Annotated in this window: 14 protein-coding genes; 9 read left to right on the top strand and 5 right to left on the bottom strand. The window is 60.8% G+C overall.

The annotated features are described in order from the left end of the window. Positions 1-45: 45 nt before the first annotated feature. Positions 46-786 carry an osmolarity response regulator transcription factor OmpR gene (gene ompR / locus ACQ4OB_RS06360; RefSeq protein ID WP_008149284.1) on the bottom strand — a complete coding sequence of 247 codons (741 nt, stop codon included), beginning with the start codon at positions 784-786 and terminating at the stop codon, positions 46-48. A 361-nt stretch (positions 787-1147) separates the two neighbouring features. Between ompR and ACQ4OB_RS06355 the strand changes: the two genes are divergently transcribed. From ACQ4OB_RS06355 to tauD, 7 genes are all read left to right on the top strand, one after another. After that, positions 1148-3472, top strand: coding sequence for a Tex family protein (locus ACQ4OB_RS06355; RefSeq protein WP_074872553.1), 2325 nt, complete (start codon positions 1148-1150; stop codon positions 3470-3472). After that, on the top strand, positions 3472-3855 hold the full coding sequence (locus ACQ4OB_RS06350) for a PaaI family thioesterase (protein WP_007903088.1): 384 nt from the start codon (positions 3472-3474) through the stop codon (positions 3853-3855). The genes ACQ4OB_RS06355 and ACQ4OB_RS06350 overlap by 1 nt, the downstream gene beginning before the upstream one ends. A gap of 306 nt (positions 3856-4161) precedes the next feature. Further along, positions 4162-5745: a glutamate--cysteine ligase gene (gshA, locus tag ACQ4OB_RS06345; protein ID WP_430955310.1), complete on the top strand. Its 1584-nt coding sequence runs from the start codon at positions 4162-4164 to the stop codon at positions 5743-5745. Between the two features lie 273 nt (positions 5746-6018). After that, complete coding sequence (tauA, locus tag ACQ4OB_RS06340; RefSeq protein WP_430955309.1) at positions 6019-6996, top strand: taurine ABC transporter substrate-binding protein; 978 nt, start codon at positions 6019-6021, stop codon at positions 6994-6996. 15 nt (positions 6997-7011) lie between these two features. After that, complete coding sequence (gene tauB / locus ACQ4OB_RS06335; protein ID WP_074872547.1) at positions 7012-7806, top strand: taurine ABC transporter ATP-binding subunit; 795 nt, start codon at positions 7012-7014, stop codon at positions 7804-7806. Continuing rightward, positions 7803-8636 (top strand): taurine ABC transporter permease TauC, encoded by an 834-nt coding sequence (gene tauC / locus ACQ4OB_RS06330; RefSeq protein ID WP_430955308.1) that lies wholly within the window; start codon positions 7803-7805, stop codon positions 8634-8636. Before tauB ends, tauC begins: the two co-directional genes overlap by 4 nt. A 144-nt stretch (positions 8637-8780) precedes the next feature. Further along, the gene (gene tauD / locus ACQ4OB_RS06325; RefSeq protein ID WP_430955307.1) at positions 8781-9623 is read left to right on the top strand and encodes a taurine dioxygenase; all 843 of its coding nucleotides are present in this window, start codon (positions 8781-8783) and stop codon (positions 9621-9623) included. 131 nt (positions 9624-9754) lie between these two features. Here tauD and mgrA read toward each other — a convergent pair whose 3' ends face one another. Next, a complete protein-coding gene (mgrA, locus tag ACQ4OB_RS06320) occupies positions 9755-10792 on the bottom strand; it encodes an L-glyceraldehyde 3-phosphate reductase (protein ID WP_282483092.1) in 1038 nt (345 codons plus the stop codon). 163 nt (positions 10793-10955) lie between these two features. Beyond that, positions 10956-11846, bottom strand: a complete 891-nt coding sequence (locus ACQ4OB_RS06315) for a LysR family transcriptional regulator (RefSeq protein WP_430955306.1) — start codon at positions 11844-11846, stop codon at positions 10956-10958. 129 nt (positions 11847-11975) lie between these two features. Here ACQ4OB_RS06315 and ACQ4OB_RS06310 point away from each other — a divergent pair, with 129 nt between their 5' ends. Both ACQ4OB_RS06310 and ACQ4OB_RS06305 read left to right on the top strand, forming a co-directional pair. Further along, positions 11976-12716, top strand: coding sequence for an SDR family oxidoreductase (locus ACQ4OB_RS06310; protein WP_102614999.1), 741 nt, complete (start codon positions 11976-11978; stop codon positions 12714-12716). 135 nt (positions 12717-12851) lie between these two features. Continuing rightward, positions 12852-13112 (top strand): hypothetical protein, encoded by a 261-nt coding sequence (locus tag ACQ4OB_RS06305; protein WP_074872538.1) that lies wholly within the window; start codon positions 12852-12854, stop codon positions 13110-13112. A 27-nt stretch (positions 13113-13139) separates the two neighbouring features. Here ACQ4OB_RS06305 and betT read toward each other — a convergent pair whose 3' ends face one another. Next, a complete protein-coding gene (gene betT / locus ACQ4OB_RS06300; RefSeq protein WP_198044978.1) occupies positions 13140-15095 on the bottom strand; it encodes a choline BCCT transporter BetT in 1956 nt (651 codons plus the stop codon). 427 nt (positions 15096-15522) lie between these two features. Continuing rightward, entirely contained in the window at positions 15523-16449 is a 927-nt protein-coding gene (gene epsC / locus ACQ4OB_RS06295) for a serine O-acetyltransferase EpsC (protein WP_033058482.1), read from the bottom strand. Positions 16450-16484: the final 35 nt, after the last annotated feature.

The raw sequence follows: 16484 nt of genomic DNA, 5'->3' as shown, positions 1-16484 counted from the left end.
TCATCTGACCCGTTGCCCGCAAGACCCGCTCCTACAAATCGCCGATCACTTGGTGGCGGCGCCATCCGGAACGAACACGTAACCCACGCCCCAGACTGTCTGGATGTAACGCGGCTTGGACGGATCGGGCTCGATCATCCGGCGCAGGCGGGAAATCTGTACGTCGATGGAGCGCTCCAGGGCGTCCCACTCGCGGCCACGGGCCAGGTTCATCAGCTTGTCGCGGGTCAGTGGCTGACGGGCGTTCATGACCAACGCCTTGAGCACCGCAAATTCACCGGTGGTGAGCATGTGCACTTCGTCGCCGCGCTTGAGCTCGCGGGTCGCCAGGGACAGTTCGTAGTCACCGAAGGTCACGCTTTCGTCTTCGCTGCCCGGAGCGCCCGGTACCGGAGCCGACTGGCGACGCAGGACCGCTTTGACGCGAGCCATCAGCTCGTCCGGGTTGAACGGCTTGGCCAGGTAATCGTCAGCGCCCAGTTCCAGGCCCTTGATGCGGCTCAGCTCATCGCCCTTGGCGGTCAGCATGATGATCGGAATCTGATTGTTCGCGGTGCGCAGGCGGCGGCAAGCGGTCAAGCCGTCTTCGCCGGGCAGCATCAGGTCGAGGACGACCAGGTTGAACACTTCACGCGCCAGCAGGCGATCCATTTGTTCCGTGTTCGGGACGGCGCGGGCGCGGTAGCCCTTGCTGACGAAAAAACGTTCCAGCAGGCTGCTCAGCCCAGGATCGTCGTCAACAATAAGAATTTTTTCGCCTTCAGCAATGTTTGCAGTGCTGCTCATTAGATGCTCCTTTGATCTCGGCGCGCATTATGGCGTAGCTGCCGTTATACGCACCGTGTGCATTGTTAGCAGATTTTTCCTTCATCGCCACAAATCCGGCCCTTATGCCTACAGCCTGCGATGCCCCCGAATGACAGAACGCTGGTTATAATGCGCGGCCTTTTGTGTCAGGCAACGTCTGATCATTACTGTAGGTGGCCGTTTTTTATTCTCATGGCGCAGGCAGTAATTGTTCGATTTCACGGGTCAACGGGATGCCTGTTGATCCAGGTAGCGGCGCAGGCCAGGCCGCTCAACCAGACTCGCCGAGGCCTTATCTCTGCGCCTGCGAGCCTGCTTTCACAATTTGTCAGGTGGTTTTATGGACAGCATCAACAGCCGCATCGCCGAGGAACTCGGCGTCCGCCCACAACAGGTCGAAGCGGCCGTCGCGCTACTCGATGAAGGCTCCACGGTGCCTTTCATCGCCCGCTACCGGAAAGAAGTGACCGGCAGCCTCGATGACATTCAGTTGCGTCATCTGGAAGAGCGTCTGCGCTACCTGCGAGAACTCGACGAACGGCGCATCAGCATCCTCGCCAGCATTCAAGAGCAGGGCAAACTGACCCCGCAACTCGAACGCGACATCAAACTCGCCGACACCAAGACCCGCCTCGAAGACTTGTACCTGCCGTACAAGCAGAAGCGCCGCACCAAGGGCCAGATCGCCCTGGAAGCCGGCCTCGGCGAGCTGGCCGACGGCCTGTTCAACGACCCGACCCTGACGCCAGACGCCGAAGCCGCGCGCTTCGTCGATGCCGAAAAAGGCGTCGCCGATGTCAAGGCCGCCCTCGAAGGCGCCAAGTACATCCTGATGGAACGCTTCGCCGAAGACGCCGGCCTGCTGGACAAGCTGCGCAGCTACCTCAAGCAGGAAGCCATCCTCAGCGCCCGCGTCATCGCCGGCAAAGAAGAGGAAGGCGCCAAGTTCCGCGACTACTTCGAACACGATGAACCGCTCAAAAGCATGCCGTCGCACCGCGCGCTGGCGATTTTCCGTGGCCGCAACGAAGGCATTCTGAGTTCGGCGCTGAAAGTCGGCGACGAACTGCCGGGCGCCATGCACCCGTGCGAAGGCATGATCGGCCAGCAATTCGGCATCCAGAACCAGAACCGCGCCGCCGACAAATGGCTGGGCGAAGTGGTGCGCTGGACCTGGAAGGTCAAGCTCTACACCCACCTCGAAACCGACCTGCTGGGCGAACTGCGCGACGGCGCAGAAACCGAAGCGATCAACGTGTTCGCCCATAACCTGCACGACTTGCTGCTGTCGGCGCCGGCGGGTCCTCGCGCCACATTGGGTCTCGACCCGGGCCTGCGTACCGGTTGCAAGGTGGCCGTGGTCGATTCCACCGGCAAGCTGCTGGATCACGCCACGGTTTACCCGCACGTGCCGCACAACAAGTGGGACCAGACCATCGCGATTCTGGCGGCCCTGTGCGCCAAGCATGCCGTGGACCTGATCGCCATCGGCAACGGCACCGCCAGCCGTGAAACCGACAAGCTGGCCGCTGAGCTGATCAAAAAATACCCCGCCATGAAGATGACCAAAGTCATGGTCTCCGAAGCCGGCGCATCGGTTTACTCGGCGTCGGAACTGGCCTCCAAGGAATTCCCGGACCTCGACGTGTCGATCCGTGGCGCGGTGTCGATTGCCCGTCGCCTGCAGGATCCACTGGCTGAGCTGGTGAAGATCGATCCGAAATCCATCGGCGTCGGCCAGTACCAGCACGACGTGTCGCAGCTGAAACTGGCACGCGGCCTGGACGCGGTGGTCGAAGACTGCGTAAACGCCGTGGGCGTCGACGTCAACACTGCCTCCGTGGCGCTGCTGGCCCGTATCTCCGGCCTCAACGCGACTCTGGCGCAGAACATTGTCAGCCACCGCGACGAACACGGCGCGTTCAAAACCCGTGCGGCGTTGAAGAAAGTCGCGCGTCTGGGCGAGAAAACCTTCGAACAGGCCGCTGGCTTCCTGCGCGTCATGAACGGTGACAACCCGCTGGATTCGTCTGCGGTTCACCCGGAAGCCTATCCGCTGGTCCAGCGCATCGCCGCTGAGACCGACCGCGATATTCGCTCGCTGATCGGCGACGCCAGCTTCCTCAAGCGTCTTGATCCGAAAAAGTACACCGACGAAACCTTCGGTCTGCCAACGGTCACCGACATCCTGCAAGAGCTGGAAAAACCTGGCCGCGACCCGCGTCCCGAGTTCAAGACCGCCGAGTTCCAGGAAGGCGTCGAAGACCTCAAGGACCTGGAGCTGGGGATGATCCTCGAAGGCGTGGTGACCAACGTGACCAACTTCGGTGCTTTCGTCGACATCGGCGTGCATCAGGACGGTTTGGTGCATATCTCTGCGCTTTCGGAGAAGTTCATCAAGGATCCGCGTGAAGCGGTGAAGGCCGGCGACGTGGTGAAAGTGAAGGTCATGGAAGTCGACATCCCGCGCAAACGCGTTGGCCTGTCGATGCGCATGAGCGACACACCGGGCGAGAAAATCGACGGTGCCCGTGGTGCACGTCCGGGTTCGGCGCCACGCCAGTCCCAGAACACCGCGCCGCGTAAAGAAACCACGGCGGCGGCCCCGGCCAACAACGCCATGGCTTCGCTGTTCGCCAACGCCAAGCAGTTGAAGAAACGCTGATGGAGATCCCGGCCGGGCTGACCGAAAGCGCTTTTTTCAAGTTGCTGGGATGTCGCTTGCACAGCCTGGAAACCGGGGTGGCGCAAGTCGCCCTGGGGCTTGCGCCAGAACTGCGCAATCGCGGCGGCAAACTGCACGGCGGGGCCTTGTTCAGCCTGGTGGACATTGCCATGGGGCTGGCCTGTTCCAGCACCCATGGTTTTGACCAGCAGAGCGCGACCATCGAGTGCAAGATCAACTACATTCGCGCCGTCGCCGACGGTGAAGTGATGTGCACGGCGCGGGTGATCCACCCGGGCCGCCGCACGCTGGTGGTCGAAGCCGATGTGATGCAAGGCGACAAACTCGTCGCAAAAGCACAAGGCACGTTCGCTGTCCTGTAGATGAATGCCATCAATTTGAGTTAATTTCGGCGCAATGAATCCTGTGGCGAGGGGGCTTGCCCCCGTTGGGCTGCGAAGCAGACCCAAAATCTCTGGATTTTCAAGATTTTGTGAGTGCTGCGCACTCAAACGGGGGCAAGCCCCCTCGCCACAAGTCGCTTCCACAGGGAATTGCGCGGTTCTTACCGAATGGCATGAGGTCTGTGCTGCTCAAAAACCAGGCGAAAACGCCAGTTTCAACTTCACCCTTGTAGACCGTCTTGCCCACCCCCATATTGGGGCGACTGACGCGTGAAGGAATCCAACTTGAGCGAACTTCTCAACCGCCGCCTGGCTCTGCTCGGCGAGCGCGCTAACCTCTCTCTGCTCGAACAGTGCCTTCACGGCATCGAACGTGAATGCCTGCGCGTGACCAGTGAAGGTCGCCTGGCGCAAACGCCGCACCCGGAAGCATTGGGTTCCGCGCTGACCAATGAACAAATCACCACCGACTATTCCGAGTCGCTGCTGGAGTTCATCACGCCCGCCCTGCCCGACCCGGCGGACACCCTGGCGAGCCTCGACAGCATTCACCGTTTTGCCTACAGCAAGCTCGGCAACGAGTACCTGTGGAGTCCATCGATGCCGTGCCCATTGCCGGCCGAGGAAGACATCCCGATTGCCTATTACGGCACCTCCAACATCGGTCAGCTCAAGTACGTCTACCGCAAGGGCCTGGCCCTGCGCTACGGCAAGACCATGCAGTGCATTGCCGGGATTCACTACAACTTTTCCTTGCCGGAAAAGCTCTGGCCGCTGCTTAAAGAGGCTGAAGGTTTTGTCGGCACCGACCGCGACTATCAGTCGTCGGCCTACATCGCGCTGATCCGCAACTTCCGCCGCTACAGCTGGCTGTTGATGTACCTGTTCGGTGCTTCGCCTGCGCTGGACGCCGGTTTTCTGCGTGGTCGTTCGCACCAGTTGGAACAACTGGACCCGGACACTTTGTACCTGCCGTACGCCACCAGCCTGCGCATGAGTGACCTGGGTTACCAGAGCAACGCCCAGGCCGGCTTGACCCCTTGCTACAACGATCTGGCGAGCTACACCGACAGCCTGCGCAAAGCGGTCGCCACGCCTTACGCGCCGTACGTCGAAATCGGCACGCACCAGGACGGTGAGTGGGTTCAGCTCAACACCAACATCCTGCAGATCGAAAACGAGTACTACTCCAACATCCGCCCGAAACGCGTGACTTACACCGGCGAACGGCCGATCCAGGCGCTGGTGGCTCGCGGCATTCAGTACGTCGAAGTGCGTTGCCTGGACATCAACCCGTTCCTGCCGATGGGCATCGACCTGCCGGAGGCGCGGTTCCTCGACGCATTCCTGCTGTATTGCGCGCTGAACGACAGCCCGCTGCTGACCAATACCTCGTGCAGCAACGCAACCTCGAACTTCCTCAGCGTGGTCAAGGAAGGTCGCCGTCCGGGCCTGCAACTGCAACGCGACGGCCACCCGGTGGACCTGAAAGAATGGGCCAGCGAGTTGCTGGAGAAGATTGCACCCCTGGCGGCGATGCTGGATCAGAGTCATGGCGGCGACGCGCATAGCAAGGCGCTGGATGCCCAACTGGCCAAGGTCAGGGATCCATCGCTGACGCCATCGGCCCAGGTGCTGGCGGCGATGGCTGAGCACAAGGAGAGCTTTGCTCAGTTCTCCCTGCGTCAGAGCCAGGTGCATGCGGAGTTTTTCCGCAGCGAGCCGCTTTCAAGCGAGGACCAGGCGAAATTTGAAGAGCGGGCGCGTTCGTCGCTGGCCGAGCAGATTGAGCTGGAGCAGAACGAAGTCGGCGATTTCGATGTGTTTGTCGGGTCGTATCAGGCGAGCATTCTGGCGATCAGCAACTAATCTCCCAGTGCAAGTCCCCTGTGGCGAGGGGGCTTGCCCCCGTCCGGCTGCGAAGCAGTCGTAATGCAGGCGACTCGGTTTTTCCGAAATATTGGGGGTGTCGGTTTTGGGACTGCTACGCAGTCCAACGGGGGCAAGCCCCCTCGCCACAGGGTACCTGCTTAGAATTTTCCGCTCATAAGCTCATTCGAAAAAGTTATTTATTTTCGGATTCTTAGATCATTTAGTCTTCTTTTCACGCCGCCTCTCGGTCGTCTGAAAAGGAGCTTCTCAATGAAACTGACTTTCCCCCTTCGCCTCCTGGCCGCCGCGTCTCTGGCTGCGGTGAGTTTCTTTGCCCAGGCGGCTGACGTCACCGTCGCCTACCAGACCACCGTAGACCCGGCGAAAGTCGCCCAGGCCGACGGCGCGTACGAGAAAGCCACCAACGCCAAAATCGACTGGCGCAAATTCGACAACGGCGCCGACATCATCGCCGCCATCGCTTCCGGCGACGTGCAGATCGGCTACCTCGGCTCCAGCCCCCTGACGGCGGCAATCACTCGCAAAGTCCCGGTAGAAACCTTCCTCATCGCCACGCAGATCGGCGCAGCTGAAGCCCTGGTGGCCCGCGACGGTTCCGGGATCAAAACCCCGCAGGACCTGATCGGCAAGAAAATCGCTGTGCCGTTCGTTTCCACCGGCCACTACAGCCTGTTGGCCGCACTGAAGCACTGGAACATCGACCCCTCGAAGGTCACCGTCCTCAACCTTGCCCCGCCAGCCATCATTGCCGCGTGGAAACGCGGTGACATCGACGCCACTTACGTGTGGGACCCAGCCCTCGGAGTGGCCAAGGAAAACGGCAAAGTGCTGATCACCTCCGGCGAACTGGCCAAGTTCGGCGCGCCGACCTTCGATGCGTGGATCGTGCGTAAAGACTTCGCCGAGAAGCACCCGGAAATCGTCACCGCGTTCGCCAAAGTGACCCTCGATGCCTACGCCGACTACCGCAAAGATCCAGGAGCCTGGCTCGCCAATCAATCCAACGTCGACAAGCTGGTGAAACTCTCCGGCGCCAAGGCCAGCGACATTCCACTGCTGCTGCAAGGCAACGTCTTCCCGCTGGCGGCTGATCAGGTGATCACCCTCGGCGCGCCGACCACCAAGGCCATCACTGACACCGCCGCGTTCCTGAAAGAACAAGGCAAGGTTGAAGCCGTGCTGCCGGACTACGCGCCATACGTCAGCGCCAAATACATCACCCACTGATCGGAGTTAACCGCGATGGCTTTGCTTCAGCTGGAGCGCATCAGCGCACAGTACCCCGGCGCCGCCGAACCGGTACTGGCGGATATTTCCCTGAGCCTTGGGCCCCGGCAATTGCTGGTCGCCCTCGGCCCGTCCGGCAGTGGCAAGACTTCGCTGTTGAACCTGATTGCCGGTTTCGTCGAGCCCAGCGCCGGGCGCATCACCCTCGATGGCGTGCCGGTCAAAGGCCCGAGCGCCGAACGCGGCGTGGTGTTCCAGGACGATGCCCTGCTGCCCTGGCAGGACGTGCTGGCCAACGTCGGTTTCGGTCTGGAACTGGCCGGCATTTCCCGAGACAAACGTGAATTCCGCGCCCGGGAAATGCTCGCGTTGGTGGACCTTTCCGGCTTCGAAAACCGCCGGATCTGGCAGCTTTCAGGCGGGCAGAAGCAACGTGTCGGCCTGGCCCGTGCCCTGGCGGCTGATCCGCGGGTTTTGCTGATGGACGAACCCTTCGGCGCCCTCGATGCCTTCACCCGCGAACAGATGCAGGAGCTGTTGCTGCAAGTCTGGCAGCGCACCACAAAACCGGTTTTTCTGATTACTCACGACATCGAAGAAGCGGTGTTTCTCGCCACGGACCTGATTCTGCTGGCGCCGAATCCAGGGCAAATCGTCGAACGCCTGAGCCTGGATTTCGGTCAGCGTTACGCCGCCGGTGAGTCCGCTCGGGCAATCAAGTCCGACCCGCGCTTTATCGAAACCCGCGAACACGTGCTCGCCAAAGTGTTCTCCCAACGCAGCGCCGCCCAGCGGCAGGAGCGCGCATGAGCAGCTATGAAATTCCCGCCGCGACGGTGAAACCGGGCTCGATGGTAATCCCGCTGCGTCGCAGTTTGAACACGCGCTGGATCAGCATGCTGACACTGGTCGCTCTCGTTGCCATTTGGTGGGCCGTCACCGCCACTGGAATGATCGAGCCGCTGTTCCTGCCGCCACCGTCCGCGGTGCTGCAAAAAGGCTGGCTGCTGGTGACCACCGGCTACATGGATTCAACGTTGTGGCAGCACCTTGGCGCGAGCCTCAGCCGAATCGGTCTGGGCCTGGGCTTCGCGGTGCTGACCGCCGTGCCCGTTGGAATCGCCATCGGCCACAACCGCATTGCTCGCGGCATTCTCGATCCGCTGATCGAGTTCTACCGCCCTATTCCACCGCTGGCTTATCTGCCGCTGATCGTGATCTGGTGCGGCATCGGTGAGCTGTCGAAAGTCTTGCTGATCTACCTCGCGATCTTCGCCCCGATCGCCATCGCTACGGCGACCGGCGTGCGTACCGTCGACCCGGCAAAATTGCGCGCCGCGCAGTCGTTGGGCGCGACCCGGGCGCAGTTGATTCGCCATGTGATTCTGCCGAGTGCGCTGCCGGATATTTTGACCGGTGTGCGGATTGGCTTGGGTGTGGGTTGGTCGACGCTGGTCGCCGCCGAATTGATCGCCGCCACCAGCGGTCTGGGTTTCATGGTGCAGTCGGCCGCGCAGTTCCTGGTCACCGATGTGGTGGTGCTGGGGATTCTGGTGATCGCGCTGATCGCCTTCGCCATGGAAATGGGCTTGCGCGCCCTGCAACGCAAACTGGTGCCTTGGCATGGCCAGGCTCACTGAAAAATCATCATGTGAATAACCCTGTGGGAGTGAGCCTGCTCGCGATGGCGGTGTATCGGACACAGGCATGTCGCCTGACACTGCGCTATCGCGAGCAGGCTCACTCCTACAAAAGCCCGGCGCCCCGAATTGAAGAGAAAGACCATGAGCCACCTGACCATCGTCCCCTTAAGCTATGCCCTCGGCGCACACATCAGTGGCGTCGACATCAGCCAACCGCTGAACCTGGAACAGCGCGACGCGATCGAGCAGGCGCTGCTCGAACATCAAGTGTTGTTCTTCCGCGATCAGCCGATCACGCCCCAGCAACAGGCGCGTTTCGCCGCCAATTTCGGCGACCTGCACATTCACCCGATCTACCCGAATGTGCCGGAACAGCCCGAAGTGCTGATCCTCGATACCGCCGTCACTGACGTGCGCGACAACGCGATCTGGCACACCGACGTCACCTTCCTGCCGACCCCGGCCCTGGGCGCGGTACTCAGTGCCAAGTTGCTGCCGGAGTTTGGTGGCGACACGTTGTGGGCCAGCGGTATCGCGGCGTATGAAGCGCTTTCGGCGCCGATGAAAACCCTGCTCGAAGGGCTGACGGCCACCCACGATTTCACTCGTTCGTTCCCGCTGGAGCGCTATGGCACCACACCCGAAGCCTTGGCCCAGTGGGAAGAAGCGCGCAGGAAAAACCCGCCGCTGTCCCACCCGGTGATTCGCACTCATCCGGTGAGCGGACGCCGGTCGTTGTTCGTCAATGAAGGCTTCACGTCGAAGATCAATGAGCTGTCGGAAACCGAAAGCGAGGTGATGCTGAAGTTCCTGTTTGCCCACGCGACACGGCCGGAATTTACCATCCGCTGGCGTTGGCAGAAGGACGACGTGGCGTTCTGGGATAACCGCGTGACACAGCATTACGCCGTGGATGACTACCGGCCGGCGCGGCGGGTGATGCAACGGGCGACGGTGTTGGGGGATGTGCCGTTTTTCCGGTAATCCGATCACCCGATCGTTCCCACGCTCCGCGTGGGAATGCAGCCCGGGACGCTCCGCGTCCCATCAAGAGCCGAACGCGGAGCGTCCGTTGAGGCATTCCCACGCAGAGCGTGGGAACGATCAGTTAGAGGTCATTCAGCCGTCGAAGGCTTCTCCCAAAGATTGACCCCGCCCTCTTGGGCAAACCGGTCAATCTCCGCCAATTCCTCTGCGCTAAAACTCAGATTCTTCAACGCCCCGACGTTCTCGATAATCTGCTCCGGCCGACTCGCACCGATCAACGCCGACGTCACGCGCGGATCGCGTAACGTCCAGGCCAATGCCAGCTGCGCCAGGCTCTGACCGCGGCGCTTGGCGATCTCATTCAGTGCACGCACATGGGCGATGTTGGCTTCGGACAGGTGCGCCGCCTGCAACGAACCACCTCCGGGACGATTGACCCGCGCGTCCGCTGGCACACCGTTGAGGTACTTGTCGGTCAACAACCCCTGAGCCAACGGCGTAAACGCAATCACGCCGGTACCGAGTTCGTCCGTCGTATCCAGCAGGTCTTTTTCCACCCAACGGTTGAGCAGGTTGTAAGCCGGCTGATGAATCAGCAACGGGACTTTCCACTCTTTCAGCAGTGCGGCCATTTCACGGGTTTTAACCCCCGAGTACGAGGAGATACCGATGTACAACGCCTTGCCCTGTTGCACCGCGGTGGCCAGTGCGCTGGCGGTTTCTTCCAGCGGCGTGTCCGGGTCGAAGCGGTGGGAATAGAAGATGTCCACGTAGTCCAGGCCCAGGCGCTGCAGGCTCTGATCAAGGCTGGCCAGCACGTATTTGCGCGAACCGCCGCCCTGACCATAAGGGCCGGCCCACATGTCCCAACCGGCCTTGCTGGAGATGATCAGCTCGTCGCGATACTGCTTGAAGTCTTCACGCAGCAAACGACCGAAATTGATCTCGGCACTGCCATATGGCGGGCCGTAGTTGTTGGCCAGGTCGAAATGGTTGATGCCCAAATCAAACGCAGTACGCAGCAACGATCGCTGGGTGTCGATCGGCGTGCTGTCGCCGAAGTTGTGCCACAGGCCCAGAGACAGTGCCGGCAGCACCAGCCCGCTGCGCCCCACGCGGCGGTAAGGGATGGAGTCGTAGCGGTTTTCGGCAGCGGTGTAGGTCATCGAATCCTCTCTTGTCTGTCTTGAAGTTGGTATCGACTGCTTCGCAAGTTGCCCAGCATACGCCCAGACAAACGCCGATAAACCTCGGACTCGAGAAAATGCTGAAACGTTTCATATGATCGTTCCCACGCTCTGTGGGAACGATCAAGAGCAGCGAGCAAGGTCAAACAGCCCCCGCAAACACTTCCCCCAACCAATCCACAAACACCCGAACCCGTGGCGACATGTGTCGGTTGTGCGGATACAACACCGAAACCGGCATCGGCGGTGGTGGCGTGTCGATCAGGACTTCCTGCACCAGACCCTGGGAAATCTGCGTCTCCATTCGGTAATGCGGGCACTGGATCAGGCCTAGCCCGGCGATCGCCGACGCCGCATAAATTTCTGCGCCGAACACGGAAAGCGCGCCATCGATGGCGACTTCCTTCAGCTCGCCGTCAACCATGAATTCGAAGGGAAATAACTTGGCAGTCGTGCGCGAGACGTAGTTCACGGCACGATGATGCTTCAGGTCGTCGAGGCTTGTCGGTTCGCCGTATTTGCGCAAATACGCGGGGCTGGCGCAGGTGATTTGGCGCAGGTTGGCAACGCGGCGGCCGATCAGCGCGGAGTCGCCCAAGGTGCCGGCGCGCAGCACGCAGTCGACGCCTTCAGCGATCAGGTCGACAAAGCGGTCGGCCTCGCTGATGGACAGTTCGATGTCCGGGTAGCGCGCCATGAACTGCGGCAACGCCGGGATGACGAAGTGCCTGGCCAGCGTGCCATGCAAATCCACGCGCAATCGGCCCTTCGGGGCGACGCTTCGGAATGCCAGTTCGGCTTCTTCCAGCTCCGCCAGCAGCTGCACGCAACGCAGGTAGTACGCCTCGCCATCCAGTGTAGGACGTACCTTGCGGGTGCTTCGCTCCAATAAACGCGTACCGATCCAGGCTTCGAATTGATTCAGCGTGTGGGTCAGCGTCGCCCGCGGCAGGTTCAGGTCGTCGGCAGCCAGCGTGAAGCTGCTGCGCTCGTAGATCCGTACGAAAACCTTCATCGCTTTGACTTGATCCACGCGAGTCTCCTGGCGATTGATTGTTGGCGATTATTGAACAGTGAAGGCAACTCTCGTGCATTTATTGGCCTGAGTAAACATGTGAATCTGGCTTCACCCCAAGCCATCAACTTCAAAGGAATCACCGCCATGACAAACCAAACTTCGAAAGTTGCCATCGTGACCGGCGCCTCCCGTGGCATCGGCGCGGTGATCGCCAAACATCTGGCCAAACAAGGTTTCGCCGTCGCCATCAACTACGCCAGCAGTGCCACCGAAGCTTCAAGACTGGTGGTGGAATTGCGTCAGGCCGGGCATCAGGCCATAGCGATCAAGGCGGATGTAGCGAACGCCGACGACGTACGCCGGCTGTTCGACGAGACCGAAATGCAACTGGGCAAGGTCGATGTGCTGGTCAACAACGCCGGCATTCTCAAAGTGCTGCCGCTGGCGCAACACACTGACGAACTGTTCGACCAGACCTTCAACATCCACGCTCGCGGCACGTTCAACACCCTGCGTGAAGCCGCCACCCGCCTGAACGCTGGGGGGCGGATCATCAACTTCTCCAGCAGCACCGTCGGCCTGAACCTGCCGGGCTACGCGGTGTACATCGCGAGCAAAGCGGCAGTGGAATCCCTGACCCAGGTGTTCGCCAAGGAAATGCGCGGTCGCAATATCACCGTCAACGCCGTGGCCCCCGGTCCGGTGGCGACCGACCTGTTCCTGCACGGCAAGAGCGAAGAGCAGATCCAGACTTTCGCCAAGATGGCCCCGCTGGAACGTCTGGCTCAGCCAGAAGACATCGCTCGCGTTGTGTCTTTTCTGGTCGGCCCGGACTCGGCGTGGGTCAACGGGCAAATCCTGCGCGTCAACGGTGGGCTGGTTTAACTATGCTCACTTGACACCGCAGCGCCCCTATCGCGAGCAGGCTCGCACCCACAAGGTCGTCGCAATCCTGTGGGAGCGAGCCTGCTTGCGAAGGCGGCCGCAAAAGCGACACACATCTGAAGGGCGGAACCCACCATGCACACCACGATCATCATCACTTTCGGCCTGATCCTGCTGGCGCTGATGCTGTTCATCGGCGAGAAAATCGGCTTCAGCCAACAGACATTGACCTACAGCTTCGTGGTCCTGTGGCTGGCGTTGACGTTGATCAATGGTGCCGTTGGCATGGTCACCGCCGGCCAGTCATTGAGTACGGAACTGATGATCGGCACGGTGGTGTTCAGTGTGCCGGTGGCGGCGCTGGTGCTGTTCATGGTGTTGAGCGCCGAGACCTGAAAAAGGCTCGGCGCCACCGGTTCTCGATCAACGCACCAGATGCAGGAATTGCAGATGTCGTTCGTACTGATCGAGGATGTCGTTGATGATCTGCTCCTTGGTGTAACCCACCAGATCGTAATCCTGACTGCCCTCGCTCAAATGCACTTCGGCCCGGTAGTAACGACGGTTGTTGAGTTCCTTGGAACCCATGCCGCCACGGGCGAAGGACGGCGTGAAGTAGCCGCGCATCTGCACCTGATAAATGAACGGACGCTCCTCGCCGTGACCGATTTCCAGGCTGACGTTGTCGTTGGTCGGGTCCGGTTGTGTGACCACCTTCAAACCCTTTTCGACGAACACTGCCGAGACTTCTTCAATCGCCGGGCGCACCGCCGTATCGAGGAAGCGATAGACCTCATCCCGTGACGGGAAATGCACCGCCTGACTCAGGCGTTGACGCCAGCCGCCTCGCCGCGATCCGGACACCGGCGCCAGCGAATGCAGTTGCGCGATCTGCTTCTGCGACTCCAGGTAGAACGCCTTGTGCAGCCCCCACATCATCAGCAGCAAGATCATCGAGAACGGCAATGAAGTCAGCACCACCGCTGACTTCAGCGCATCGATACTGCCGGAGAACAGCAGCGCACTGGTCACCAACGCGGTCATCGCGCCCCAGAACACTCGCAGCCATTTCGGCCCGTCTTCGTCGGGATTGCCGCCCTTGGCGGACAGTGTCGACAGCACGACGGTGCCGGAATCGGCAGAGGTGACGAAGAACACGAAGCTGATGAACACCGTGACCGCGATCACGGTTTTGCTCCACGGGTAGGTTTCCAGCAGCAGGTAGAGGGTCATCGACGGGTTATCGATGGCCGACATGCCAAGCGCGCTCATGCCGTGGTTGAGGACTTGATCGATGGCGCTGTTGCCGAAGATCGACATCCACGCCAGGGTGAAGCCGAGCGGAATCAGCAGCACACCGAAGACGAATTCGCGGATGGTCCGGCCACGGGAAATCCGTGCGATGAACAGGCCCACGAACGGCGACCATGCGATCCACCAGGCCCAGTAGAACACCGTCCAGCCGCCCAGCCAGTCACTGGGTTTGTCGTAGGCGTAGAGGTCGAAACTCTTCATCGGCAAGGCGCCGAGGTAGTCGCCGATGTTCTGGATCAAGGTGTTGAGCAAATGCTGGGTCGGGCCGGCGAACAACACGAACAGCAGCAGCGCACAGGCCAGCAGCATGTTGATGTCGGACATCACGCGCACGCCTTTATCGACGCCAGACACCGCGACGATGATCGCCGCGCCCATCATCAGCGTGATCAGGCCGACCTGAATCCACTGGGTGTGAGCGATGCCGAACAGGTAGTCCAGACCTGAGTTGAGGTGCAACACGCCAAAGCCCATGTCGGCACCAAGGCCGAACACCGTGGCAATGATGCCGAAGCCGTCCACCGCGTAACCGATCGGGCCATTGATGCGCTTGCCGATCAGCGGATAAAGCGCCGAACGCAGGGCCAGCGGCAGATTATGGCGATACGCAAAGTACGCCAGCGCCATGCCGACAAAGGCAAACACGCCCCAGCCATGCAGGCCCCAGTGCAGGAACAGAATCTGCATCGCCTGACGCGCCGCATCCGCCGTGCCGGCCTCGCCTTGCGGCGGTTGCGCCAAATGGGTCAGCGGTTCAGATACGCAAAAGAAGAACAGCGTGATGCTGATCCCGGCGGCGAACAGCATGCCGGCCCAGGACAGGTAACTGAATTCGGGTTCGTCGTGGTCGGCACCGAGCTTGATCTTGCCGTAGCCGGACAAGGCGGTGACCACCACGAAGACCAGATACAGGGTCATCGCGAGCATGTAGTACCAGCCGACCGTGTTGGCCGCCCAGTTTTGCGCTTCCAGAAGCCAGGCACCGGCCTGTTCGGGTATCGCCATGACCACCACGGCGAACAACAAGATAAAGGTCGCCGCGAAATAAAAAACCGGCGGATTCATGCGGACCTGACCGCTGGCGGGGGTGGGCGATGCACTCATGAAAGGTGCACCTCAAGGGGGTGAAACAGGGCAATCAATAACGGACTCGGCAAAGGCAAGCCTCCTGTTGTGAGCGGGCAGCAAACCGGCGGTTTAACTTGAATGAGCGTTCAAGTTAAACATGAATAGGGTGCTAAGGACTAATCGCAAGGCTCGGCGGTAAGTATCTGACGCTAGCTCAAGGATGGGTATGACGGGGGATTTAGAGGATTCGTTCAGTCGAGAATTAGCTAAATGCCATTATCCGGGTTCGGTTTGAAATCCAATCGCGAGCAGGCTCACTCCCACAGGGAGAAGTGTCGTTCACAGATCCGTGTCCAACATCAATCCACTGTGGGAGCGAGCCTGCTCGCGAAGAGGCCGGGTCAGTCAGCGAAGATTTACGGGCTTACTTCTGCGTCCCGTCATCATGCTGCAGATTCGCCTGAGTCAGGTTGCTACCCGCCGGCACGCTGCGGGTCAGCCAGACATTGCCGCCAATGGTCGAGCCCTTGCCGATGGTGATCCGCCCCAGAATCGTCGCACCGGCATAGATCACCACGTCATCCTCGACAATCGGATGTCGCGGCTGCCCCTTCTGCAACTGACCGTCTTCATCTGCCGGGAAACGCTTGGCGCCCAACGTCACGGCCTGATAAATCCGCACACGCTCGCCGATGATGGCGGTCTCGCCGATCACCACACCCGTCCCGTGATCGATGAAGAAGCTGCGACCAATCTGCGCGCCAGGGTGAATGTCGATGCCGGTGGCCGAGTGGGCGATTTCCGCGCTGATCCGTGCCAGCAGCGGCAATCCGGCGCGGTACAAATGATGGGCCAGGCGATGGTGAATCACCGCCAGAATCCCCGGATAGCACAGCAACACTTCATCGACGCTGCGAGCCGCCGGATCGCCGTGATAGGCCGCCAGCACGTCGGTGTCGAGCAGACTGCGCAGCCCCGGCAATGCGAGGGCGAAGTCCTGAATGATCTGAATCGTCTTGGCCTCGACTTCGGTGTCGGCCTGGGCACTGTGGCGAGCGGCGTAGCGCAGTTCGAGTCGCGCCTGAGCCAGCAACGCGTTCAACGCAACGTCCAGCGTGTGGCCGACGTAGAAGTCTTCACTCTCCTCGCGCAAATCCACCGGTCCCAGGCGCATCGGGAACAACGCGCCGCAGAGGGCTTCGAGAATCTCTGCCATGGCCGCTCGGGAAGGCAACTCGCGACCGCCCTGTTCGGTGCTGGCGCGGCCATTTTGTAGCCGCCACTGGTCACGCGCCGTGCGCAGTTGACTGACGATGGTCTGCAGTTGCCAATGACTGGAACGCTCGCTCACGGTAAAAACTCCTCACGGGCGGCCGGACTGTCTGG

It is taken from the genome of Pseudomonas sp. ES4 (assembly GCF_050586665.1).
Lineage (GTDB): Bacteria > Pseudomonadota > Gammaproteobacteria > Pseudomonadales > Pseudomonadaceae > Aquipseudomonas > Aquipseudomonas frederiksbergensis.
Note: the sequence above shows the minus strand (reverse complement) of the source record. Positions and strands in the feature narration are given on the sequence as shown.